The sequence below is a fragment of the Streptomyces sp. NPDC002884 genome (genome assembly GCF_040295245.1).
Lineage (GTDB): Bacteria > Actinomycetota > Actinomycetes > Streptomycetales > Streptomycetaceae > Streptomyces.
Map to the genome: position 1 here is coordinate 12,122 of NZ_JBEOVB010000007.1, position 23,577 is coordinate 35,698.

Annotated in this window: 22 protein-coding genes; 9 read left to right on the top strand and 13 right to left on the bottom strand. The window is 71.1% G+C overall.

The genetic code is table 11. The features are described from left to right. Positions 1 to 101: 101 nt before the first annotated feature. Both ABT070_RS16585 and ABT070_RS16590 read left to right on the top strand, forming a co-directional pair. Positions 102 to 1,793: a sensor histidine kinase gene (locus ABT070_RS16585; protein WP_351760621.1), complete on the top strand. Its 1,692-nt coding sequence runs from the start codon at positions 102 to 104 to the stop codon at positions 1,791 to 1,793. Next, positions 1,790 to 2,485 carry a response regulator gene (locus tag ABT070_RS16590; RefSeq protein ID WP_351760624.1) on the top strand — a complete coding sequence of 232 codons (696 nt, stop codon included), beginning with the start codon at positions 1,790 to 1,792 and terminating at the stop codon, positions 2,483 to 2,485. Before ABT070_RS16585 ends, ABT070_RS16590 begins: the two co-directional genes overlap by 4 nt. 180 nt (positions 2,486 to 2,665) lie before the next feature. On the opposite strand, the gene ABT070_RS16595 is transcribed toward ABT070_RS16590, so the two are convergent. Beyond that, positions 2,666 to 3,211 carry a hypothetical protein gene (locus tag ABT070_RS16595; protein WP_351760627.1) on the bottom strand — a complete coding sequence of 182 codons (546 nt, stop codon included), beginning with the start codon at positions 3,209 to 3,211 and terminating at the stop codon, positions 2,666 to 2,668. Positions 3,212 to 3,256: 45 nt separating this feature from the next. On the opposite strand from ABT070_RS16595, the gene ABT070_RS16600 reads away from it, so the two are divergent. Together ABT070_RS16600 and ABT070_RS16605 are read left to right on the top strand one after the other, a co-directional pair. Next, positions 3,257 to 4,165: a 5'-methylthioadenosine/S-adenosylhomocysteine nucleosidase gene (locus ABT070_RS16600; RefSeq protein ID WP_351760630.1), complete on the top strand. Its 909-nt coding sequence runs from the start codon at positions 3,257 to 3,259 to the stop codon at positions 4,163 to 4,165. Between the two features lie 160 nt (positions 4,166 to 4,325). Continuing rightward, the gene (locus tag ABT070_RS16605) at positions 4,326 to 5,048 is read left to right on the top strand and encodes an XRE family transcriptional regulator (protein WP_351760633.1); all 723 of its coding nucleotides are present in this window, start codon (positions 4,326 to 4,328) and stop codon (positions 5,046 to 5,048) included. On the opposite strand, the gene ABT070_RS16610 is transcribed toward ABT070_RS16605, so the two are convergent. Then, positions 5,045 to 6,070, bottom strand: coding sequence for an ATP-dependent 6-phosphofructokinase (locus tag ABT070_RS16610; protein ID WP_351760635.1), 1,026 nt, complete (start codon positions 6,068 to 6,070; stop codon positions 5,045 to 5,047). The genes ABT070_RS16605 and ABT070_RS16610 overlap by 4 nt on opposite strands. 189 nt (positions 6,071 to 6,259) lie before the next feature. On the opposite strand from ABT070_RS16610, the gene pta reads away from it, so the two are divergent. The 3 genes from pta to pyk all read left to right on the top strand — a co-directional run bounded on the left by pta (position 6,260) and on the right by pyk (position 11,156). Further along, the gene (gene pta / locus ABT070_RS16615; protein ID WP_351760638.1) at positions 6,260 to 8,404 is read left to right on the top strand and encodes a phosphate acetyltransferase; all 2,145 of its coding nucleotides are present in this window, start codon (positions 6,260 to 6,262) and stop codon (positions 8,402 to 8,404) included. Next, positions 8,401 to 9,609 carry an acetate kinase gene (locus tag ABT070_RS16620; protein ID WP_351760640.1) on the top strand — a complete coding sequence of 403 codons (1,209 nt, stop codon included), beginning with the start codon at positions 8,401 to 8,403 and terminating at the stop codon, positions 9,607 to 9,609. Before pta ends, ABT070_RS16620 begins: the two co-directional genes overlap by 4 nt. A 116-nt stretch (positions 9,610 to 9,725) precedes the next feature. After that, positions 9,726 to 11,156 carry a pyruvate kinase gene (pyk, locus tag ABT070_RS16625; RefSeq protein WP_351760643.1) on the top strand — a complete coding sequence of 477 codons (1,431 nt, stop codon included), beginning with the start codon at positions 9,726 to 9,728 and terminating at the stop codon, positions 11,154 to 11,156. A gap of 123 nt (positions 11,157 to 11,279) precedes the next feature. On the opposite strand, the gene ABT070_RS16630 is transcribed toward pyk, so the two are convergent. The 4 genes from ABT070_RS16630 to ABT070_RS16645 all read right to left on the bottom strand — a co-directional run bounded on the left by ABT070_RS16630 (position 11,280) and on the right by ABT070_RS16645 (position 15,667). Next, positions 11,280 to 12,668: a hypothetical protein gene (locus ABT070_RS16630; protein WP_351760645.1), complete on the bottom strand. Its 1,389-nt coding sequence runs from the start codon at positions 12,666 to 12,668 to the stop codon at positions 11,280 to 11,282. Then, positions 12,658 to 13,296 carry a DUF6114 domain-containing protein gene (locus ABT070_RS16635; RefSeq protein WP_351760648.1) on the bottom strand — a complete coding sequence of 213 codons (639 nt, stop codon included), beginning with the start codon at positions 13,294 to 13,296 and terminating at the stop codon, positions 12,658 to 12,660. The genes ABT070_RS16630 and ABT070_RS16635 overlap by 11 nt, the downstream gene beginning before the upstream one ends. Before the next feature lie 118 nt (positions 13,297 to 13,414). Then, a complete protein-coding gene (locus tag ABT070_RS16640) occupies positions 13,415 to 14,047 on the bottom strand; it encodes a DUF6230 family protein (RefSeq protein ID WP_351760650.1) in 633 nt (210 codons plus the stop codon). Between the two features lie 645 nt (positions 14,048 to 14,692). Then, on the bottom strand, positions 14,693 to 15,667 hold the full coding sequence (locus ABT070_RS16645; RefSeq protein WP_351760652.1) for a tetratricopeptide repeat protein: 975 nt from the start codon (positions 15,665 to 15,667) through the stop codon (positions 14,693 to 14,695). 240 nt (positions 15,668 to 15,907) lie between these two features. Here ABT070_RS16645 and ABT070_RS16650 point away from each other — a divergent pair, with 240 nt between their 5' ends. Further along, positions 15,908 to 16,567: a TetR/AcrR family transcriptional regulator gene (locus tag ABT070_RS16650; RefSeq protein WP_351760655.1), complete on the top strand. Its 660-nt coding sequence runs from the start codon at positions 15,908 to 15,910 to the stop codon at positions 16,565 to 16,567. Between the two features lie 48 nt (positions 16,568 to 16,615). Here ABT070_RS16650 and icmA read toward each other — a convergent pair whose 3' ends face one another. The 4 genes from icmA to ABT070_RS16670 form a co-directional block, all read right to left on the bottom strand. Beyond that, positions 16,616 to 18,316 carry a coenzyme B12-dependent isobutyryl-CoA mutase large subunit gene (gene icmA / locus ABT070_RS16655; RefSeq protein ID WP_351760658.1) on the bottom strand — a complete coding sequence of 567 codons (1,701 nt, stop codon included), beginning with the start codon at positions 18,314 to 18,316 and terminating at the stop codon, positions 16,616 to 16,618. A gap of 164 nt (positions 18,317 to 18,480) precedes the next feature. After that, positions 18,481 to 18,819, bottom strand: coding sequence for a DUF3817 domain-containing protein (locus tag ABT070_RS16660; protein ID WP_351760660.1), 339 nt, complete (start codon positions 18,817 to 18,819; stop codon positions 18,481 to 18,483). Positions 18,820 to 18,862: 43 nt separating this feature from the next. Continuing rightward, positions 18,863 to 19,372: a MarR family winged helix-turn-helix transcriptional regulator gene (locus ABT070_RS16665; RefSeq protein ID WP_351760663.1), complete on the bottom strand. Its 510-nt coding sequence runs from the start codon at positions 19,370 to 19,372 to the stop codon at positions 18,863 to 18,865. A gap of 11 nt (positions 19,373 to 19,383) precedes the next feature. Next, entirely contained in the window at positions 19,384 to 20,691 is a 1,308-nt protein-coding gene (locus tag ABT070_RS16670; protein ID WP_351760665.1) for an MFS transporter, read from the bottom strand. 73 nt (positions 20,692 to 20,764) lie between these two features. Between ABT070_RS16670 and ABT070_RS16675 the strand changes: the two genes are divergently transcribed. Then, a complete protein-coding gene (locus tag ABT070_RS16675) occupies positions 20,765 to 21,751 on the top strand; it encodes an ArsR/SmtB family transcription factor (RefSeq protein ID WP_351760667.1) in 987 nt (328 codons plus the stop codon). Here ABT070_RS16675 and ABT070_RS16680 read toward each other — a convergent pair. The 3 genes from ABT070_RS16680 to ABT070_RS16690 all read right to left on the bottom strand — a co-directional run bounded on the left by ABT070_RS16680 (position 21,745) and on the right by ABT070_RS16690 (position 23,511). Further along, positions 21,745 to 22,719: a matrixin family metalloprotease gene (locus tag ABT070_RS16680; RefSeq protein WP_351760670.1), complete on the bottom strand. Its 975-nt coding sequence runs from the start codon at positions 22,717 to 22,719 to the stop codon at positions 21,745 to 21,747. The genes ABT070_RS16675 and ABT070_RS16680 overlap by 7 nt on opposite strands. A gap of 148 nt (positions 22,720 to 22,867) precedes the next feature. Continuing rightward, the gene (locus ABT070_RS16685; protein ID WP_351760672.1) at positions 22,868 to 23,170 is read right to left on the bottom strand and encodes an MTH1187 family thiamine-binding protein; all 303 of its coding nucleotides are present in this window, start codon (positions 23,168 to 23,170) and stop codon (positions 22,868 to 22,870) included. Then, positions 23,167 to 23,511, bottom strand: coding sequence for a DUF3817 domain-containing protein (locus ABT070_RS16690; RefSeq protein ID WP_351760675.1), 345 nt, complete (start codon positions 23,509 to 23,511; stop codon positions 23,167 to 23,169). The genes ABT070_RS16685 and ABT070_RS16690 overlap by 4 nt, the downstream gene beginning before the upstream one ends. Positions 23,512 to 23,577 lie beyond the last annotated feature (66 nt).

The following is a 23,577-nucleotide window of genomic DNA, read 5'->3' on the forward strand; positions in this document are numbered from 1 at the left end:
CGGGGTTTATGGGGGATTGCCGTGACTATCTCCCGCCCTGTGAGGGCGGTCACCCTTCCGTTCATTTAGTTCACACTTAACGCCGGGGGCACACTGACGACATGCGCATCCCCGCTCTGCCGAGACCCCGCAGCCTGGCCGGCCAGCTGTTCGCCATGCAGGCGGTGCTGATAGCGGTGCTCGTCGCGGGATACGCGCTGTTCACGTACGTCAGCGACCGCAACCAGGCCGAGGAGGCGGCGGGCCGCCAGGCCACGGCCGTGGCCCGCTCGGTCGCCGACTCCCCCTCCGTACGGGCGGCGATCCGGACCGCGAAGCCCACCGCCGAGCTCCAGCCGTACGCCCTGCGGGTCATGAAGGACACGGAGGTCGACTTCGTCACGATCATGAACCCGGAGGGCATCCGCTGGACCCACCCGGACAAGACCCAGATCGGCCAGCGCTTCCGCGGCAACACGGCGAAGGCCCTGGAGGGCGACACCTTCACCGAGACCTACACCGGCACCCTCGGCGCGTCCGTCCGCGCGGTCACCCCGATCGAGGACGACGGCAGGATCATCGGCCTGGTCAGCGCGGGCATCAAGGTCGAGTCGATCAGCAAGCGGGTGCAGGACCAGGTGACGGCCCTGTTCGCGGTGGCCGGCGGCGCGCTCGCCCTCGGCGCGATCGGCACGTACGTCATCAACGCGTCCCTGCGCCGGCACACCCACGGCATGAACGCGGCCGAGCTGAGCCATATGCACGACTACCACCAGGCGGCGCTGCACGCGGTGCGCGAGGGGTTGCTGATGCTGGACGGACAGTACAAGGTGGCGCTGATCAACGACGGGGGCCGGGAGCTGCTGGGCGTCTCGGGGGAGGTGGTGGGCATGTCGGTGGCGGAGCTGGGTCTGCCCGCCCCGCTGACGGGTGCGCTGCTCTCCTCGGAGCCCCGGGTGGACGAGGTGCATCTGACGGCGGACCGGGTGCTCGTGGTGAACACCTCCCCGGTGTCGGGCGGCGAACGCCGGGGCAGCGTGGTCACCCTGCGCGATGTGACCGAACTCCAGTCCGTGATGGGTGAGTTGGACTCCGAACGCGGCTTCACACAGGCGCTGCGCTCACAGGCCCACGAGGCAGCGAACCGGCTGCACACCGTGGTCTCGCTGATCGAGCTGGGCCGGGCGGAGGAGGCGGTGGACTTCGCGACGGCGGAACTGGAACTCGCCCAGGCGCTGACGGACCAGGTGGTCGCGGCAGTCAGCGAGCCGGTCCTGGCGGCCCTGCTGCTGGGCAAGACGGCCCAGGCGAACGAGCGGGGCGTGGAGCTGGTGGTGTCGCAGGAGAGCAGCCTGGACGACGGCCTGCTGCCGGAGTCGCTTCCCGCCAGGGACCTGGTGACGATCCTGGGCAACCTCATCGACAACGCGGTGGACGCGGCCCAGGGCAGCACCCGGGCGCAGGTGACGGTGACCGCCGCCACGGAGGGCGCCGAGCTGCTGCTGCGGGTGGCGGACACGGGAGCGGGCGTGGACCCCGCGCACGCCACCCTGGTCTTCGAACGCGGCTTCTCGACGAAGCCGGCCGGGCCGGGTGGACGCGGTCTCGGGCTGGCACTGGTCCGGCAGGCGGTGCAGCGGCACGACGGGACCCTGTCGGTGGCGGAGGCCTCGGGCGGCGGAGCAGAGTTCCTGGTACGCCTGCCGCTGCCGGCGCCGGCCGCCTCCGGTACGGCGTCCTCCGGTGGTGCCGGGTCCGGCGGTGCCGCCTCCGGTGGTGCCGGGTCCGTGTCGGGGTCTGGAGGCAAGGGATGACGGGCGCAGAGCCGATCAGAGTGCTGATCGTGGAGGACGATCCGGTCGCCGCCGACGCCCATGTGATGTACGTGGGCCGGGTGCCGGGGTTCGTCGCGGTGGGCAAGGCGCACACCGGCGCGGAGGCCCGGCGCCTGCTGGACCGCACGCCGGTCGACCTGCTGCTGCTGGACCTGCACCTGCCCGACGCGCACGGGCTCCAGCTGGCCCGCTCGCTGCGGGCGGCGGGGTACCACGCGGACGTGATAGCGGTGACGTCGGCGCGGGACCTGACGGTGGTGCGGGAGGGCGTCTCGCTCGGAGTCGTGCAGTACGTACTGAAGCCCTTCACCTTCGCCACGCTCCGGGACCGGCTGGTGCGGTACGCCGAGTTCCGGGGGGCCGCGGGCGAGGCGAGCGGTCAGGACGAGGTCGACCGCGCGCTGGCGACACTGCGCGCGCCGGGGCCCGCCGCGCTGCCCAAGGGCCTGAGCGCGCCCACGCTGGAGCGGGTGACGGAGACCGTACGGGAGGCGGAGCAGGGGCTGACCGCGGCGGGGGTCGCCGAGTCGGTGGGCATCTCGCGCATCACGGCCCGGCGGTATCTGGAGCATCTCGTGGAGGCGGGGAGAGCCGAGCGCAAGCCGCTGTACGGGCAGGTGGGCAGGCCCGAACTGGTCTACCGGTGGGTACGGACGACGCGCGGCAAGTGACATCCACCCACCCCTGACCACCCGCCCCCGGCCACCCGCCACCCCCTCGCTCACGGCCACGCACCCGGCTCACGGCTACTGCCACGATCCCGGCTCGCGGCCATCGCCGACGGTCACGGTCCCTGCTCGCGGCTCACGGCCATCGCTCACTGCCGCGGTCCCGGCTCGCGGCCGCCGCCGTCACTCGCCGCCACCCCCGAACGGCAGCGCGTACCGCACGACGAACACCCCCAGCCCGGCCACCGCCGCCGCCTCGGCCACGGACAGCGCCAGCAGCCCCGCCGACACCTGTCCCCCGCTCCAGTACACGACCAGCGCGGCCGTCGGCACGACACAGAACGCCAGCAGATCGACCACGCACTGCACGATCTTCCGGGAGGTCCGCCCGGGGTCGCCGCGGTGGTAGGTCTCCCACCCGAAGGCCACCTCGGTCCCGGCCAGTTCGGCGAGCCTCGGCCCCAACTCCCGGCGTACATATCGCCCGACGGCCGAGATCTTCTCGTCGTTGACCAGGTAGGTCCACCCCAGCACCACGCACACGGGCGGCAACGCCAGCAACATCGACGTCTGTTCGGCCTGGGCCGCCGCGGCGATCACCGCCGCCACCACCGCCAGGGTCACGTACAGCAGGTTGTCCCGGAACCCGATCCGCGCCTTCTGCTCGTCCTTGACGCTCTGGTACTCGGCGAGCAGCAACTGCCCGGCGCTGACGTCCCGTTCGGCCACGGCGACCGCCCCCTCCCCCGATGTTCCTGGCAGTACCTTAAGGGTGTGCCCGAGACCGAGCCCCTCGCCGTGATCCTCACCGCCCTTCCCGTCGAGTACGACGCCGTGCGCGCGCTCCTGGGACCCTTGGAAGAAGTCGTCCTCGACGACGGGACCCGCCTCGAACAGGGCCGGCTCTCCGGTACGGGCTGGACGGTGGCGCTCGCCGAGCTCGGCGAGGGCGCCCTGACCACGGCCGCGCTCACCATCCGTATCGTCTCCGAACTCGCCCCCGAGTGCCTGCTCTTCGTGGGCGTCGCGGGCGGCCTCAAGGACGACCTGCGGATCGGTGACGTCGTCGTCGGCACCAAGATCTACGCCGTCCACGGCGGCAAGCAGACCGCGGAGGGCCTGCTGGCCCGGCCCGAGGCCTGGCACGGCTCGCACCGCCTGGTCCAGGCGGCCCGCTCGGCGCTGCGGGACCTGGACGGGGTACGGGCCCACCGCAAGCCGATCGCCTGCGGGGACGTCGTGCTGGCCGACGAGCGGTCCGCGCTGCGCGATCACATCCGGCGGACGTACAACGACGCGTACGCCATCGAGATGGAGGGCTCGGGGGCGTCCCACGCGGCACACCTGTGCGGCCGGCTGGACGCCCTCGTCGTCCGGGGCATCAGCGACCTCGCCGACGCCGGGAAGGGCGCGGCCGACGCGGAGGGCTCGCAGGAGCTGGCGGCGGGGCAGGCGGCCAAGGTCGCGGTGGCGGTCCTGCGCAAGCACGACCCACGCCCCCGGAGCACCTCCGGCACCGGGGAGGAGCCCCGACACGGCGCACGCACGGGCCCAGGCACGGACTCCGGCTCCGGCTCCGGCTCCGGCTCCGGCTCCGGCTCCGGCTCCGGCGGCGACACCATCACCTTCCAGGGCGGCACCTACTACGGGCCGGTCGTCGGAAAGATCACGCGGCACGACTGACCCGCAAGGCTGACCCGCAGGACCGGCCCGCACGACCGAACCGCAGGACCGGCCCGCACGACGGTGGTGACCGACCGGCCGAGCGGTCACCACCGTAGGTTCCTACGACCGGTGACTATGTCCAAACACCCCGTAGTCAGCGCACGCTGCGCCCCCTACCTTGTCCCCCGTGCCCAGACCTCCAGCCCACACCCGTCAGCCAGGTCCGCCCTTCAACGCTCCCGCCGCCCGCAGGCTCCGCGCGGCCCTCGGCATGACCCCGGACCACGTCGCCCACGGACTGCGCGCCTCCTACGCCCTCCCGCACGCGACCGCCGATCTCGTCCGCGCCTGGGAACGCGGGGCACTCACCCCCTCGCATCCCGAACTCACCGCTCTCGCGGGCGTGTTGTGGTGTTCTCCGGGTGAGCTGATCGGCAGGCCGCGGACCCTGCGCGAACACCGCGTCGCCCAGGGCTTCGCCCCCGAGGACGTCGCCCGGGCCGTGGGGCACGAGTTCCTCGCGTACACGCGCATGGAGGAGAGCGGGCAGTGGCGCGGCACGGACCGGCAGTCCGCGGCCCTCGCCGAGCTGCTCGACCTCTCGCTGCCCGACCTGGTCACCGTCACCGGCCTGGAGGCCAGGCTGGCCGACCTGCTGCGCACCGCCGCCCGCACCCGCTGGCAGGCGTACGTCAGACCCGTGGGCAGGATCGTGCCCCTGGACCGGCGGCTCCTGGAGGAGACCCTCCAGGAGCTGCACCAGGACTACCAGGGGCAGATGGTCGCCACGCTGAGCTGGGGCGACGGCAGCGCGGCCGGTGAGGCGAGCGACGCCGGCCGGGACTTCCTCGACCGGATCGTCGACACGTTCTGGACGAGCCTCGAGAACCGGACCGCCTAGAAGACCGACTCCGCCTCGACGATCCGGTCCTTCGGGACCGTCTTGAGCTCGGTCACCGCCTCCGCCAGCGGCACCATCACCACGTCGGTCCCGCGCAGCGCCGTCATCCGCCCGAACTGGCCGCGGTGCGCCGCCTCCACCGCGTGCCAGCCGAAGCGGGTCGCGAGGACACGGTCGTACGCCGTCGGGACACCGCCACGCTGGACGTGGCCGAGAATCACCGGTCGGGCCTCCTTGCCGAGCCGCTTCTCCAGCTCGTAGGCCACCGCCGTGCCGATGCCCTGGAAGCGCTCGTGACCGAACTGGTCGATCGCGCCCTTGCTGTAGTCCATGGTGCCGTCGGCCGGGTGCGCGCCCTCGGCGACGCAGATCACCGCGAACTTCTTGCCGCGGGCGAACCGCTCCTCGACCATCTTCACCAGGTCGGCGGGGTCGAAGGGCCGCTCCGGCAGACAGATCCCGTGCGCGCCCGCGGCCATGCCGGACTCCAGCGCGATCCAGCCGGCGTGGCGGCCCATGACCTCGACCACCATCACCCGCTGGTGGGACTCCGCCGTGGTCTTCAGGCGGTCCATCGCCTCCGTCGCGACGCCCACCGCCGTGTCGAAGCCGAAGGTGCGGTCCGTCGACGAGATGTCGTTGTCGATCGTCTTCGGGACGCCCACCACGGGCAGGCCGGCGTCCGACAGCATCCGCGCCGCCGTCAGCGTGCCCTCGCCGCCGATCGGGATCAGCGCGTCGATGCCGAAGTCGTGGATCATGTCGGAGGCGCTCTCGCAGGCCTCGCGCAGCCGGTCGCGCTCCAGGCGGGACGAGCCGAGAATGGTGCCGCCGCGGGCCAGGATGCCGCTCACGGCGTTGAGGTCGAGGCTGCGGTAACGGCCGTCCAGCAGACCCGCGTAACCGTCCTCGAAGCCGATCACCTCGTCGCCGTAGTTGTCGACGGCGCGGTGCACGACCGACCGGATCACTGCGTTCAGGCCGGGGCAGTCGCCACCTGCGGTGAGAACTCCGATGCGCATCGTGCTGTGTCTCCTGCTCGCTGTTGGTACCGGTGAGCCAGGTTCGATTGTTTCACGCCGCCGAGCGGGCTGTCTCTTGACGGGCGCCTTAACTACGGCCGGAGGTATTGTCAAGAGGGATCTGCTCACCTAGGTGGGCGATTTTTGTGCCCCGTGCCCCGTGCCCCCGTAGAGAGACGGAGAGCTCGCGTGACCCGCAGCGTGTACGTGACCGGAATCGACCGCGGCGACGGCCGTCAGGTCGTCGAGCTGGGAGTCATGGAGCTCCTGACCCGGCAGGTCGACCGGGTGGGCGTGTTCCGTCCCCTCGTCCACGACGGGCCCGACCGGCTCTTCGAGCTGCTGCGTGCGCGCTACCGGCTGGCGCAGGATCCGGCCACCGTCTACGGCATGGACTATCACGAGGCGTCCGCCCTCCAGGCGGAGCAGGGCACGGACGAACTGGTCTCCACCCTCGTCGAGCGCTTCCACCGCGTCGCCCGCGCCTACGACGTCGTCCTCGTCCTGGGAACGGACTACGCCGACACCCAGTTCCCGGACGAACTCGCCCTCAACGCGCGCCTGGCGAACGAGTTCGGCGCGTCCGTGATCCCGGTCGTCGGCGGGCGCAAGCAGACGGTGGAGTCGGTGTTCGCGGAGACCCGCAACGCCTACCGGGCCTACGAGGTCCTCGGCTGCGACGTCCTCGCCATGGTGACCAACCGGGTGGCCCCGGAGGACCGGGAGGAGATCGCCGCCCGGCTCGCGACGCGGCTGCCCGTGCCCTGTTACGTCCTGCCCGACGAGCCCGCCCTCTCCGCGCCGACCGTCGCGCAGATCAGCCACGCGCTGGGCGCGAGGGTGCTCCTCGGCGACGACTCCGGGCTGGCCCGTGACGCGCTCGACTTCGTCTTCGGCGGGGCGATGCTGCCGAACTTCCTCAACGCGCTGACCCCGGGCTGTCTGGTCGTCACTCCCGGGGACCGGGCCGACCTGGTCATCGGCTCGCTGGCCGCGCACAGCGCCGGCACCCCGCCGATAGCCGGCCTGCTGCTCACCCTCGACGAGGTGCCGAGCGACGCGATCCTCACCCTGGCCGCCCGCCTCGCCCCCGGCACGCCCGTCGTCTCGGTGCCCGGCAACAGCTTCCTCACCGCCGAGCAGCTGTTCTCCCTGGAGGGCAAGCTGAACGCGGCCACCCCGCGCAAGGCCGAGACCGCCCTGGGTCTGTTCGAACGGCACGTGGACACGAGCGGTCTGCTGGGGCGCGTCTCCGCGCCGAGCACCGGCCGCCTCACGCCGATGATGTTCGAGCACAAGCTGCTGGAGCAGGCCCGCGTCGACAAGCGCCGGGTCGTCCTTCCGGAGGGGACCGAGGAGCGGGTGCTGCACGCGGCCGAGGTGCTGCTGCGCCGGGGCGTCTGCGATCTCACGCTCCTCGGGCCGGTCGACCTGATCCGCAAGAAGGCCGCCGATCTCGGCATCGACCTCGGCGACTGCTCGCTGATCGATCCGGCCACCTCCGAGCTGCGCGACTCCTTCGCCGAGAAGTACGCCCGGTTGCGGGCCCACAAGGGCGTCACGGTGGAGCTGGCGTACGACGTCGTCTCGGACGTGAACTACTTCGGGACGCTCATGGTGCAGGAGGGCCTGGCCGACGGCATGGTCTCCGGGTCGGTGCACTCCACGGCCGCCACCATCCGGCCCGCCTTCGAGATCATCAAGACGAAGCCGGACGCCGACATCGTCTCGTCCGTCTTCTTCATGTGCCTCGCCGACAAGGTCCTGGTGTACGGCGACTGCGCCGTGAACCCCGACCCGAACGCCGAGCAGCTCGCCGACATCGCCATCCAGGCGGCCGCGACCGCCGCCCAGTTCGGCGTGGAGCCGCGGATCGCGATGCTGTCGTACTCCACCGGTACGTCCGGCTCGGGCGCCGACGTCGACAAGGTGCGGGAGGCGACGAAGCTCGTCCGCGAGCGGCGCCCCGACCTGAAGATCGAGGGGCCCATCCAGTACGACGCCGCAGTGGAGCCGACCGTCGCCGCGACCAAGCTGCCGGGCTCCGAAGTCGCCGGTCAGGCAAGCGTGTTGATCTTCCCGGACCTCAACACCGGCAACAACACCTACAAGGCCGTGCAGCGCTCGGCCGGCGCGATCGCGGTCGGGCCGGTGCTCCAGGGCCTGCGCAAGCCGGTCAACGACCTGTCCCGGGGCGCCCTGGTCCAGGACATCGTCAACACCGTCGCCATCACGGCGATCCAGGCCCAGACCTCTGCCCGGACCTCGCCCCCGGCCCCGGCACCAGCCCCGTCCCCGGCCCCGTCCATCGACCAGAAGGCTTCCCAGCAGTGACCGCGACCCGTGTCCTCGTCCTCAACTCCGGCTCCTCGTCGGTGAAGTACCAGCTGCTCGACATGCGGGACAGCAGCCGGCTGGCGAACGGGCTCGTCGAGCGGATCGGTGAGCAGTCCTCGCGGCTCAAGCACACGCCGCTCGCGACCGGCGGGGCGAGCCGTGAGCGGACCGGGCCGATCGCCGACCACGCCGCCGCGCTGAAGGCCGTCGCGGAGGAGCTCGCGAAGGACGGGCTCGGCCTCGACTCCCCCGAGCTCGCCGCCATCGGGCACCGGGTCGTGCACGGCGGCAGGCAGTTCACCGAGCCGACCGTGATCGACGACGCCGTCCTCGCCGAGATCGAGCGGCTGATCCCGGTCGCCCCGCTGCACAACCCGGCCAACCTCACCGGCATCCGCACCGCGACGGCGCTGCGCCCCGATCTGCCCCAGGTCGCCGTCTTCGACACCGCGTTCCACACGACGATGCCGGAGGCGGCCGCCCGCTACGCGATCGACGTCGAGACCGCCGACGCGCACCGCGTGCGGCGCTACGGTTTTCACGGGACCTCGCACGCGTACGTCTCCCGGGCGACGGCGAAGCTGCTGGGCAAGGCACCCGAAGAGGTGAACGTCATCGTGCTGCACCTCGGCAACGGGGCGTCCGCCTCGGCCGTCGAGAAGGGCCGGTGCGTGGACACCTCGATGGGGCTGACGCCCTTGGAGGGGCTCGTGATGGGTACGCGCTCCGGAGACACCGATCCGGCCGTCATCTTCCATTTGGCGCGTGTTGGTGAAATGTCCATCGACGAAATCGACACTCTTCTCAACAAGAAGAGCGGGCTCATCGGGCTGTGCGGTGACAACGACATGCGGGAGATCCGCCGCCGGATCGACGAGGGTGACGAGCGGGCGAAGCTCGCCTTCGACATCTACATTCACCGGCTGAAGAAGTACATCGGCGCCTATTACGCCGTGCTCGGGCACGTGGACGCGGTCGCGTTCACCGCCGGGGTCGGGGAGAACGCGGCGCCGGTGCGGGAGGCCGCCGTGGCGGGCCTGGACTCCCTGGGCCTGGCGGTGGACGACGAGCTGAACGCGGTACGCGGTGACGAGCCGCGGCTGATCTCGCCCGCCGGCGCGCGGGTGGCGGTCGCCGTGGTGCCGACGGACGAGGAACTGGAGATCGCCACACAGACCTACGTACTGGTGAAGCGGCATTGATATGCGACCCCGCCGCGTGGCAACTGAGCAGGAAAGCAACTGAGCACAAGGCCTCTCATTTGTATCTTCCACCAGACGGAATATTCCGTAGCGAAACAAACCGATAGGATCGCCCCATGCGCCGTTCGAAAATCGTCTGTACTCTCGGCCCCGCGGTCGACTCCCATGAAATGCTCGTGTCGCTGATCGAAGCCGGCATGAACGTGGCCCGCTTCAACTTCAGCCACGGCACGCACGCCGAGCACCAGGGCCGCTACGACCGGCTCCGGGCCGCCGCCAAGGAGACCGGCCGGGCCATCGGTGTCCTCGCCGACCTCCAGGGCCCGAAGATCCGCCTCGAGACCTTCGCCGAGGGTCCGGTCGAGCTGGTGCGGGGTGACGAGTTCGTCATCACCGCCGAGGACGTCCCCGGCGACAAGACGATCTGCGGCACGACGTACAAGGGCCTGCCGGGCGACGTCTCGCGCGGCGACCAGATCCTCATCAACGACGGCAACGTCGAGCTGAAGGTCCTGGACGTCGAGGGCCCGCGGGTGAAGACGATCGTCATCGAGGGCGGTGTCATCTCCGACCACAAGGGCATCAACTTGCCCGGCGCGGCCGTCAACGTGCCCGCGCTGAGCGAGAAGGACATCGAGGACCTGCGGTTCGCGCTGCGGATGGGCGCCGACCTGGTCGCGCTGTCCTTCGTCCGGGACGCCAAGGACGTCACCGACGTCCACAAGGTCATGGACGAGGAGGGCCGCCGGGTCCCCGTCATCGCCAAGGTGGAGAAGCCGCAGGCGGTGGAGAACATGGAGGACGTCGTCGCGGCCTTCGACGCCGTCATGGTGGCCCGTGGCGACCTGGCCGTCGAGTATCCGCTCGAGAAGGTCCCCATGGTGCAGAAGCGCCTCATCGAGCTGTGCCGGCGCAACGCCAAGCCCGTGATCGTGGCGACCCAGATGATGGAGTCGATGATCACCAACTCCCGTCCGACCCGCGCCGAGGCCTCCGACGTGGCCAACGCGATCCTGGACGGCGCGGACGCGGTCATGCTGTCCGCCGAGTCGAGCGTGGGCGCGTACCCGATCGAGACCGTGAAGACGATGTCGAAGATCGTCACGGCGGCCGAGCAGGAGCTGTTCAGCAAGGGCCTCCAGCCGCTGGTGCCGGGCAAGAAGCCCCGCACGCAGGGCGGTTCGATCGCCCGCGCCGCGTGCGAGATCGCCGACTTCCTCGGCGGCCGGGGCCTGGTGGCCTTCACCCAGTCCGGTGACACCGCCCGCCGGCTCTCCCGCTACCGCGCGGCCCAGCCGATCGTCGCCTTCACCACCGACGAGGGCACCCGCAACCAGCTGGCGCTCAGCTGGGGCGTCGAGTCGCACATCGTGCCGTTCGTGAACAGCACCGACGAGATGGTCGACATGGTCGACCAGGAGATCGCCAAGATCAACCGCTTCAGCCCCGGCGAGATCGTCATCATCACCGCCGGCTCGCCCCCCGGCGTGGCCGGCACCACCAACATGCTCCGCGTCCACCACCTGGGCGGCGTCTCCCGCGACTGAGCGGGCGGCCCCGGCCCGCTGAGCGGGCTTGTACGGCGCCGAGGGCGCCCCCTGTGAACAGGGGGCGCCCTCGGCGTCTGTTGCGGCTCCCGGACGGGATCGGGGACGATCGGCCGGTGCTGCTCAGCCGGTCGTGTACTGGTGCAGACCGGGGACGGTCAGCGTGCCGCCGAGCTGGCCCGCCTGCTGGACCTTCACGTCGGTGAAGTAGATCAGCGGGATGTTCAGCGGCGGCGGGCTCTTCGGGCTGAACGTGATGGGTATCAGGCCGAACAGGTTGCCGGAGATGCTCTCCGTGTACATGATCGTGTCGCCGTCACGGATGGTGGACGTGGTGCCCTTGCCCGCCTGCACGTGGTACGTCCTGCCGGACTGCTTGTCGTCCACCGTCTGGTGCAGGTCGCCGATGTCGGTGCCGTCGGAGATGACGTACTTCAGCACCTCCTTGACGGTGCCGTTGGCGGTCTTCACCTTGACTATGCCCTGGTAGTCGGCGCCCTTGAGGAGCAGCGAACTGGCGTTCAGGTACCAGGGGTCGTCGGGCAGCCGGATCTTGTTGTCGATGCCGCCCTCGTCGTCCGTGGCGGCGGGGCAGTCGTCGGCGTCCGTGGTGGCGCTCTCCGAGGGGCTCGGCGAGGCCGTGGCGTCGTCGGCGGCCTCCTCGGTGTCCTTCGCCGTGTCCTCGGCCTCGTCGGCGGTGTCCTTGACGGTGTCCTTCGCCGTGTCGGTGACGGCGTCGGTGGCGTCCTTGGAGGTACCGGACGTGTCCTTGCCGGCCGAGCCGGCGTCGGAGGAGCCGGAGCCGTCCGAGGCGCCCGAACCGGCGTCCGACGACGAGTCGCCGGCCGACGCCGATTCCGAGGCCGCCGGGGACGGGCTCGAACCGGCCGTCGCGTCGGACTCGTTGCCGTCGAAGAGGTCCGTGATGGCGTCGCCGATGGTCTCCAGGACGTTCTTGCTCGTCTCGGAGGCCGAGGGGCTCGCCGTCGCGGTGTCACCGGACGTCGACGACTTCTCGGGCTCGGCGGCCGCGGAGGACGCGGCGGGAGCGGGCTCGGCCGTGTCGTCGGAACCTGAATCCGACGAACCGGAGTCACCCGTGTCGCCCGAGTTGCCCGACGTGTCCTTGGAGTCGTCCGCGGACTCGTCCTTGGAGTCGTCCTTCGAGTCGTCCTTGGAGTCGTCGGCCGATTCGCTCGCGCTCGCCGAGGCGGACGGCGACGGGGAGGCCGACGCGGAGGCGTCCGCGCCCTCCAGGGCCGCCACGCAGTCCTTGTACTCGTCGATGGTGAGGCTCTTGGACGCCGGCTGGTCCTCGGCGTTGGCCAGGGTCGGCGTGAACCCCATTCCCATGAGGACCGCCGTCGGCATGGCCGCCAGGGCTATCGCCTTGCCGGCCGGCATGTGGAACCTGGTGAAGAGCGGCTTCTTCGGTGCCGCGTGCCGCGGCCCGGTGGTTCTCACGCGGGCAGCGTCCACATCGCTCCCGGTGGAAACCTCGTCAGCCGGCACTGTGCCTCCCGTTCGCCCCGTTGGCCGGGCTCGTTCCTGACAGATCGTGCAGATCGTGCGGCTCGCCCGCCCCGTCGTCGTCCTTCGTGAAGGACGGCCTCTCGGTGGGGGCCGGGCCCGTGCTGTACGGGTTCTCGGTGAGGTCGCCCGCGTCGGCGGGACTTGCGGGGAACGCGCCCTCGGGGGCGTCTCCGGCGGTCGCGCCGGCCTCGGGGCCCGGAGCCGGGGCGGGCGGTGAGCCCGGTACCCAGGACACGGCCATCGCCCCGCCGATCAGCGCGAACAGGAAGCCGATGAGGAAACCGCCGAGGTTCGACACCGGGATGGACACCAGCCCGAGCAGGATCGCCGCGACTCCCGCGAAGACCTGTACGTGCTTCTGGAACCACAGACTGATGCCCAGGACGCCCAGCAGCACGCCGATGATCAGCGACCCTGCGCCCGCGGTGGTAGCCATCGCCAAGGTCAGGTGGCCCACCTGGAGGTGCGCGTAAGGGAAGTAGGCGATGGGGAAGCCGGCAAGAAGGACGAACAGGCCCGCCCAGAACGGCCTGGTTTCCCGCCAGGCGCGGAACTGCTGCCTCCGGCGGGTGAACTGACCGGGGGCGACAGGGGTCTCGGCGCTCATGGAAACAGCTCCCTGGTGCGGCGTTTCTGTGGTGGTGAGTCGAACTGCTGCTTGAAGCCGCGGGCTTCAGACTGGACGGGCGGGGGCGCCACCGGCCCCCCCGCCCGTCAGAGAGTGCTTAGTAGCACTCCTTGACACCCGTCGACAGCGACATCTTCAGGCCGCTGAGCTTGAAGGTTCCGGCAGTGGTGGCCCACGCCGTCTGCTTCACGTCGGTCAGCGTGGCGGACTCCGCCTGCTGGGCGAACCCGTACGGGTTGGCCGTGTCACCGCTCTTGAGGCCCGGACCCTTGGTGGCGTCCTTGGCGGCCACACCGATGTCGATGTTCTTGAACACGGCGTCCGCGCTCAGGTCCTCGACGTCGATGTACAGGTTCTCTGCCTCGACCGGCGTACCGCCGCCGCCCGCCTTCAGCGTGAGGCTGACGGAACCGAGCAGCGGGATGTTCGGGGTGACCACGGACTGGCACATGTTCGTGATCGAGGCGCTCTTGAACGCCGAGACGGCAACGGCGTGAGCCGTCTTCTTGCCGTCGAGGGTGTAACCCGAGTCGATCGCGCCGTACTGCGAGAAGCCCGTGCCTTCCAGCTTGTCGGCCGTCACCTTGAACGACTGACCGGACACGCTGAACGACGCGGCCAGTGCACCCTGCGCGAGGGCGACACCTATACATGCCGTAGCGGCGACGCTGGGCACCATGACCACAGCGAAGCGCTTCCATCTGGTCCCGCCACGCACCTGGGACTCCATATTTCCTCCTTCTCGGACGTACATCTCCTGATCCCGGTTCGCCCCCTCGAACGGCGGCTCAGCCGGGCAGGGATGGGAGAAGTGCTACGTCCTCGGGAAGGGGAGCGCCTGTCTCGGAGGCGCGAACCGCGCACCGATCACCGGCGATCACCCCCGAGCGACAACCACTGGTCGCGCCTGACACGCATCACGCACAACCTTGCCGGACAGGCTTCGCCGCAGCGAAGACCCCCCTGTCCGAGAGCCGACTCCACTGCCGTCGGCTCTGCTCGGTGGGGACCCAGGAAAACCCGTTGACCCAACCGGCTGTCGGGGGAGGGGATTGGACCGAGCGTGGCCGATCGTGGTGCATTCTCGTCGCCCGCACAAGGGGGTTCGTTACTGGCTAGTAACGGCCGGATAACCGAACAACGACCCATAGGTCTCGACCGGCGACGCAGGGTGTCATCGACGCCAGGGACAAAGCTGTTGATCGCTGGACAGAATCCGACAGAACAACGCCCGAGTCTTACTTGCAGTAACAGCGGCCGCGATTACCAAGATTTGGTAAAGCGCGGCCGCACGGGAACCACATCGGCAGAACTTTCACTCCGGCACCACGGGCTCTGACGTTTAGTGACTGGTCAGAACCCGGCTCGCGCCGGATCAGAACAGGGCGCGCGCCAGCGCTCGCCTGGCCGCCGCGACCCGGGGGTCGTCCGGCCCTACCACCTCGAACAGTTCGAGCAGCCGCAGCCGTACGGCGTCCCGGTCGTCACCGGCCGTGCGCCGCACGGTGTCGATGAGCCGCCCGAACGCGTCCTCGACATGACCGCCCACCAGATCCAGGTCGGCCGCGGCGATCTGCGCCTCGGCGTTCTCCGGCTTGTCGGCGGCGTCCTTGCGCACCTGCTGCGGGTCCATGTCGCCCACCCGCTGGAGCAACTCGGCCTGCGCGAGCCCGAGCTTGGCCTCGCTGTTGCCCGGGTCGTCGGCGAGCACGGTGCGGTACGCCTGCACGGCGCCGCCGAAGTCGCCCGCGTCCAGCGCCTGCACGGCGGCTTCGAGGAGGTTGTCGTACGGCCCTACGGGCTCGGCCGCGACCGTCTCCACGGCGCCCGGCCCGGCGTCGGCGTCGACGGTCAGGCCGGTGAGCCCGAACCGCTCCTCGGCGACCTGAACCAACTGATCGAGGGTCTGCCGGATCTGCGCCTCGCCGGCGGCCCCCTGGAAGAGCGGCAGCGCCTGCCCGGCGACGACCGCGAAGACGGCCGGGATGCCCTGCACCCCGAACTGCTGCATCAACATCTGGTTGGCGTCGACGTCGACCTTGGCGAGCAGGAAGCGGCCGTCGTACTCGACGGCGAGCCGCTCGAGGACGGGGCTCAGCTGCTTGCACGGCTGGCACCACTCGGCCCAGAAGTCGATGACGACGGGCACCTCGGCGGACCGCTGCAGGACCTCCCGCTCGAAGCCCGCCTCATCGACGTCGATGACGAGATCGGCCGGGGAGACGGCCCCCGCGCCGCCCTGCCGTGCCGTTTCGGCGCGCGTCTGCTCCGCCTTCGCCTTGGCCTCCTGGGCCGCCTTCACCGCGGCGAGGTCGACGACTCCGCTCATGGACATGTTCCGTGGCTGCATGCGTCTATCCTCCCCCGTCCGCGCGCCTGCGTGAAAAGCGTTCCGAATACGTCCCGAACATCCCGAACACGAGCACCGGGGTCCCCACCCCGCACCCTGCCGGGCCGGTCGGCCCGCGCACGTCCCGCGCGAGCTTTCGCTACGAGTCGTAGCGTAATGGCACCGGGTGCCTCCGCAACACCACGCCTCGGTGATCTCCCTCACGGAAGCCCATGACAAACCGCCGGTTATGGTCGGGGAATGCAGATCCGCACCCCCGCCTGCCGTACGGGCCGTTCGGGCCGTCCGCGCAGCGCCGCCGCGGACACCGCGATCCTGGCCGCGACCCGGGAGGCGCTGGTCGAGCTGGGCTGGTCCAAGCTGACGCTGGGGGACGTGGCGACGCGCGCCGGGGTCGCCAAGACGACCCTCTACCGCCGCTGGGCGGGCAAGAACGAACTGGTCGTCGACGCGGTCGCGGAACTCTTCGCCGAACTCGAACTCCCCGACCGGGGCAGCCTGGCCGCCGACATCGAGGGTGTGGTCCTTCAGTTCGCGGCGATCCTGGCCCGGCCGGAGGCCAAGAGCGGTCTGATGGCGGCCGTCGCCGAGTCCACCCGCGACGACGCCCTGCGCGAGCGCATCCGGGCCTCCATCGTCGACCCGCAGAAGGACCTGGTCCTGGAGGGCCGGGCCCGTGCCCAGGCGCGCGGTGAACTCCCCCCGCAGACCGACCCGGCCGAGGCCGCCCGCACGGTCGACCTCATCTTCGACGTCGTGGCGGGTGCGGTGGTCCACCGCACCCTGGTCAGCGCGGAGCCCGCGGACGAGGAGTGGGTACGGAGCTTCACCCGGATCCTTCTCCTGGGCCTGACCGCGTCCACCGGCCCGTCCGGGGACCTCCCCGGCGAACACCTCTGAGGGCGGGGCCACCGACTCGCCCCCGCCCCCGCTCCCGCCGGCACCCGCCTAGAAGCCCGCGGGCTCCGTGTACACCCCCCACTCCTCCCGCAGCACCTCGCAGATCTCGCCCAGCGTCGCCTCGGCCCGCACGGCGTCGAGCATCGGCCCGATCATGTTGGAGCCGTCACGCGCGGCGGCCAGCATGGCGGCGAGCCCGTCCCGCACCGCCGTCTCGTCCCGGGCGGCCCTGCGCGCGCCCAGCGCCCGCACCTGCTCCCGCTCCACCTCGTGACTGACCCGGAGGATCTCCAGGTCCCCGGTCACCGACCCGGTGTACGCGTTGACGCCGACGACCCGCTTCTCGCCCTTCTCCACGGCCTGTTGGTACCGGAACGCCGACTCCGCGATCTCCCCGGTGAACCACCCGTCCTCGATCCCGCGCAGGATCCCGGAGGTGATCGGCCCGATCGGGTGCCGCCCGTCGGGATGGGCCCGCAGCCCGCGCTCCCTGATCTGCTCGAAGATCTTCTCGGCGTCGGCCTCGATCCGGTCCGTCAGTTGCTCGACGAACCAGGAACCGCCCAGCGGATCGGCGACGTTGGCGACGCCGGTCTCCTCCATCAGCACCTGCTGGGTGCGCAGCGCGATCTCCGCCGCCTGCTCGCTCGGCAGCGCGAGCGTCTCGTCCAGGGCGTTCGTGTGCAGCGAGTTGGTCCCGCCAAGCACCGCCGCGAGGGCCTCCACGGCCGTCCGCACCACGTTGTTGTACGGCTGCTGGGCGGTCAGCGAGACCCCGGCGGTCTGGGTGTGGAAGCGCAGCCACTGCGCCTTCTCGGACTTCGCCCCGTAGACGTCCCGCATCCAGCGCGCCCAGATCCTGCGCGCCGCGCGGAACTTGGCGATCTCCTCGAAGAAGTCGACGTGCGCGTCGAAGAAGAAGGACAGCCCGGGTGCGAACAGGTCCACGTCGAGACCGCGGCTGAGCCCCAGCTCCACGTATCCGAAGCCGTCCGCCAGCGTGTAGGCCAGCTCCTGCGCGGCCGTCGCGCCGGCCTCGCGGATGTGATAGCCGGAGACGGACAGCGGCTTGTAGGCGGGGATGCCGGCCGCGCAGTACTCCATCAGGTCGCCGATGAGACGCAGGTGCGGCTCGGGCTGGAAGAGCCACTCCTTCTGGGCGATGTACTCCTTGAAGATGTCCGTCTGGAGCGTGCCGTTGAGGACGCCCGGGTCGACGCCCTGCCGTTCGGCGGCGACGAGGTACATGCAGAAGACGGGGACGGCCGGCCCGCTGATCGTCATGGAGGTCGTGACGTCACCCAGCGGGATGTCCTTGAAGAGGACCTCCATGTCGGCGGCCGAGTCGATCGCGACCCCGCAGTGCCCGACCTCGCCCAGCGAGTGCCGCTCGTCGGAGTCGCGCCCCATCAGCGTGGGCATGTCGAAGGCCACGGACAGGCCTCCGCCGCCGTTGGCCAGGATCATCTTGTAGCGCTCGTTGGTCTGCTCGGCGTTGCCGAACCCGGCGAACTGCCGGATGGTCCACGTGCGGCCCCGGTAGCCGGTCGGGTACAGGCCGCGCGTGAAGGGGTACTCCCCGGGCCAGCCGATCCGCTCGAAGCCGTCGTACGTGTCACCGGGCCGGGGCCCGTACGCCGGCTCCACGGAGTCCCCGGAGAGCGTGGTGAAGTCGGCCTCACGCTTGCGCGAAGCGTCGTACCGGGCCTGCCAGCGACGGCGGCCCTCCTCGATGGCGTCAGCGTCCATGCCTCAAATTTACTAGGACGTCCAAGTAAATGTCGATGGCTACTGGTGCGACACCCCTGTAACCGTGCGTGACCTGCCGCCGTACACGCGCGTGCGCGTCATGGGTACGGCGGTCGGCCGGTGGCTGACGGGTGGCTGACGGGTGGCGGGGCTCGGCGCCGGAGCTAGGCCTTGGCGGCCACGGGAGCCTCGTCGGCGACCCGGCCCGCCAGCTCGCGGCTGATCCTGCGCTCCACGAAGAAGGCGGCCGTCGGGACGGTCCCGGCCAGCAGCACCCACAGCTGCTTGCCCACCGGCCACTTCGCCTTGGAACCCAGGTCGAAGGCGAAGACCAGGTAGAGGACGTAGAGCCAGCCGTGCGCGATGGCGACGACGCGGGTGAAGTCCGCGGCCCCGTCGACGTCCAGGCCGTACTTGGCGATCATGCCCAGGCACAGCAGGACCAGCAGCACACCGGTGACATAGGCCAGGACGCGGTAGCGGGTCAGCACGCTCTTCTTCATGCCGACGAGCGTAACGACCCGTTCCGGGAGATCTTGCCCCGGGTCACTCCTCGTCGAAGTCGTGCGCGGCGACCCGCAGCGGCCTGAGCATCGCGAAGATCTCCGCGCACTCCTCCGCGTCGTACGCCCCGAGGCCGAAGTCCATCGCCATCAGGTCGCGGGTGGCCTCCTCGACGACCTCCCGGCCCCTGTCGGTGATGACGGCGAGGGTGCCGCGGCCGTCGTTGGGGTTGGGGCGCCGGGCGACCAGGCCCGACTTCACCAGACGGTCGACGGTGTTCGTCACCGAGGTGGGGTGCACCTGGAGCCGCTCGCCGATCTTCGACATGGTCAGCTCGCCCTCCTTGGAGAAGGTGAGCAGCACCAGCGCCTCGAAGCGCGCGAACGTCAGGCCGTACGGCTTGACCACGGCGTCCACCCCGGCGAGCAGGATCTGGTGCGCGCGCATGATCGAGGTGATCGCGGCCATGGACGGCGTGTTCCCCCAGCGCTGCTTCCAGAGCTCGTCGGCGCGGGCGATGGGATCGAAGGGGAGACTGGGCGGTGTCGGCACGCCTCGAGACCTTACCGGCCGGTCATATCGTGGTCAGCCCCGTCTCGGCCTTCGGTCCGCCGGACCTCCAGGGCGGACAGTACGCAGCAGACCGTCCCCAGCACACCGGCCCCCGTGACCGCGCCCGCCACGCCCACCAGCTCCGCCGCCACCCCCGCCAGGGCCATGCCGACGCCCTGGAAGGTCATGAGCCCGGCGGTGAGCAGCGTCATGGCCCGGCCGCGCAGCTCCTCGGGCACGTCCCGGACGATCCACTGGTCGAGGCCCAGCGTGTACGCCGACCCGGCGCCCGAGACCACCAGCAGGAGCAGCGAGACGGCGAGGCCGGGGTGGAGGGCGTAGCCGAGATAGGGCAGCAGGGTCACACAGACGAGCGGCAGCGCAATGCGCTCCCGGGTGACCGGACGCAGCCGGGAGCCCGCGTACAGCTCGCCGGCGATAGCGCCAACCGGCAGCGCGCACATCAGCAGGCCGAGGCCCACGGAGCCGACGCCGAGACCGTCGGCGTAGGGCGCGGACAGCGCCTCCGGGGCGACCGTGAAGGTCGGCGGCACCCAGAAGAGCAGCAGCAGCGCCCGGACGCGCCGGTCGGCGAGGGTCCGCCGGGCGCCCTTGAGGGAGTCCGTGACCAGGGCGCCGCCGGTCCTGGCCCGGGCGGGGCGGCGGCGGGTGCCGAGCCGCAGCAGCGCGGCGGAGGCCAGGAAGGTGACGACGGTGACGAGCAGGGCCTGGCGCGGGGAGGTGACGGTGAGCAGCAGCCCGCCGAGTCCGAAGCCGACGAGCAGCGCGCTCTGCGCGGTGATGCGCAGCAGGGAGCGTCCGAGGACGAACAGGTCGCCGTCGCCGAGGATGTCCGCGAGGGTGGCCATCCGGGTGCCCGCGAAGACCGGCGAGACGACCGCGAGGCAGCAGCGCAGGGCGAGCAGTACGGCGAGGGGCGCGCCCGGCGTCGTCATCGGGACCACGCACACCGCGCACACCAGGTCGCAGCCCACGAGCACCCGCCGGGCCGGAAAGCGGTCGGCCACCCCGGCGAGCAGGGTGCCGCCGACGACGTAGGGCAGGAAGCCGAGGGCCCAGGCCAGGGCGCTCATCAGCGGTGAGCCGGTCAGCTCGTAGACGAGGACGGACAGCGCGATCTCGGCGACGATCACCCCGAGCATGGACAGCAGGTGGGCGGCGAAGACGGCCCGGAACTCGCGGACGGCGAAGACCCGGAGGTAGCCGGCGGGCGGCGTGCCGGCCGACGGTGCCGCCGGTGTCGCGGTGGTCGAGGGCGGCGGTGTCGCGGTGGTCGAGGGCGGTGTGACGTCTGACATGGCAGCAGCGTGCTCGGAAGAGCGCGCGAGCCCTAGAGTTTCGTTCACCGCCGAATGTTCGAGAGGTGAGGTCGTGCCGTCACATCTGCATTTCGGGGAGGAGGACTTCCTGCGCTGCCGCTTCGCCGTGTCCCCGCTCTGGGAGACGCAGGAGGTCGCGCGCACCCTCAAGCGGCCCGACCGGCACGGCTACCACGCGCCCTGGCTGCGCCGGATCCGTACGGCCGCCGAGGCGCTCGACCTGACCGGGCTGTGGCTGCTGATGCCGCGCAGGGGCCACTCCCCCGACTGGCTGTGCCCGCCGCCGGTCGGGCCGGCGGCCGGGTTCGAGGAGGAGATCGCCGCGGTCCGGGCCGCCGACCCGGAGACCGCCCTCGCGGACACCGCCCGCTCGCTCGCGGACACCCCCGGCGCGCTGGACTCGCCCCGGGGGCGGGCCTGGCTGGCGGATCCGGAGCGGATGATCCGGGAGCTGACCGGCGTACTGGAGGAGGTCTGGCACACCCTCCTCGCGCCGGACTGGCCCCGGCTGCGCGCCCTGCTGGAGGCGGATGTCGCCTTCCACTCGCGACGGCTGGCCGAAGTGGGTCTGGGCGGGCTGCTGCCGGAGATCAACCGGCGGTGCGACTGGCGGGCCGGGACCCTGACCGTGGCCTCGAACGGCGAGCACGAGCGGCACCTCGGCGGGCAGGGGCTGGTGCTGATGCCGAGCGTGTTCTCGTGGCCGGACGTCGTGAGCGGCTTCGACCCGCCCTGGCAGCCGACGCTGGTGTACCCGGCGCGCGGCATCGGCGGCCTGTGGAGCGACACCGCCGCCCACTCGCCCGAGGCCCTCGTCCGGCTGCTGGGCCGGGGCCGGGCAGGCGTGCTCGGCGCGCTCGACGATCCGGCGACCACCTCCGCCCTCGCCCACCGGCTCGGTCTCGCCCCGTCCTCGGTCTCCGCGCATCTGACGGTGCTGCGCGACTCCGGGCTGCTGGTGTCCCGGCGCTACGGCCACCAGGTGCTGTACGAGCGGACGCCGCTGGGGATGGCGCTGGTGTCGGGCGACGCTCAGTAGAGGCTGCGCAGGCCGAGGACGTCCCCCTTGCCGAGCGTGCGGGCGTCCGTGGAGCAGGCGAAGGAGTTCGCGTACATGGTGAGGTTCTCGTGGCCGGCGCCGGAGTGGCCGAGGCCGAAGACGTGCCCGGCCTCGTGCGTGGCGACGCTGCGGATGTCGTACGCGTGCGTGCAGCCGTCGGCCGGGCGGTTCGTGAACGGGAAGTCGTGGGTGTTGAAGCGGACGTCGGCCTCGAGCAGTTCCTCGGGCCCGTCGGGCACCGGCCGGCTCCAGGAGCAGGTCGTCGCGACGGCTTCGCCGCCGATGTCTCCCGCGTCCCACACGCTCAGACCGTCCCGGCGGACGCAGCGGGCCTCACGGTCGATGCCGGCCTCGTTGCCGGTGGCCGACAGGAACCTGGCCTTCGCGGTGACCCTGTCGTCGTAGCCGCAGTCGTTGCGGCTCGTGGTGATGGTGGCGATGGCGTCCTCGAAGGCCCGCCGGCCCTCGGCGTGGGACATCCGGCCCGGCAGGGGGCCGTCGCCGATGAACCACTCGTACGTGTCGTACTCCTTGCGGCCGGCGGTGGAGAACGCGCTGTCGGTGCAGGGGGCGGGGGCGTCGGCGCGGGCCCTGGCGGCGGCCTGCGTACGGGCCGCCTCGTAGGCGTAGGAGACCGTTCCGTCGGCGGCGACCGTCAGGGTGAAACCGTGCGCCGAGCCGTCCACCGTGAGCGCGTCGACGCTGACCGTCGTGCCGGGGTCGGGCACCGCCACTCCGGCTCCCTCGTGGGTGACCACCCGGCCGACGGCGAGGCAGTCGAACACGGACGAGCCGGCGGGCAGGTCGTCCACGGTCAGCTCGCCGGGGGCGAGTGCGCACGCGGGCGGCCGGGGCGCTTCCCCCGCGCAGACCACCGAGAGCGACGCCACCACCAGGAACGCCGTGACCGCCCTGCCGACCAGCCCCGGTCCGCGCCGCCCTGCCACCGCACACTCCCCTTCAATGCCACGCCAGCGCGCGGAACTTGATCGGCCTCGGGAGACATTAGCCAGGCGGCACCGGCCGTAATCCCATCCGATATGACCCGTTCGAGCGACTGCTGCTCAAACGGGTGTCCCGTCGCTGCCCCGTCCGCTACTCCGTGCGCTCCCCCAGATGCCGTTCCACGGTCTCCACCTTCGAGGTCAGACCGTCCGTCACACCGGGGCGGATGTCCGCCTTCAGGACCAGGGAGACCCGGGGGACCCGCTCCTCGACGGCGGCCACGGCGCGCCTGACGACGTCCATGACCTCGTCCCATTCGCCCTCGATGGAGGTGAACATGGCGTCGGTGCGGTTGGGCAGGCCCGAGGCGCGGACGATCCGGACGGCGTCGGCGACGTATTCGCCGACCTCGTCGCCGACACCCAGCGGTGTGACCGAGAACGCGACGATCATGCCTTCGCCACCGTCTCCTGGCGGGCGCGGGAGGCGATGACCGCGTCCTCGGCCTCCCGGCGCAGCCTGCGCTCGGCGAAGAAACCGCCGGTCGGCAGGACCGACAGGACGAAGTAGAGGGCCGCGGTCCCCAGGGGCCACTTCGCGCGGTTCCAGGCGTCCGCCCAGAAGAGCACGTACAGGACGAACAGCACTCCGTGGACCATGCCCATCACGGGCACCGCGTTGAAGTCCGTGGTCCGCTTCAGCACCGAGCAGACCAGCAGCAGGAGGAAGGAAACGGCCTCGGGGGCGGAGACCAGGCGCAGGCGGCGGAGGGCGGAGGCTGTCTTCAGGTCCACGGGTCACCTTCGGGGGGGGGAGGTACGGCGACGAACAGATCGGTTTGTGAATGCACGCACAAGCGT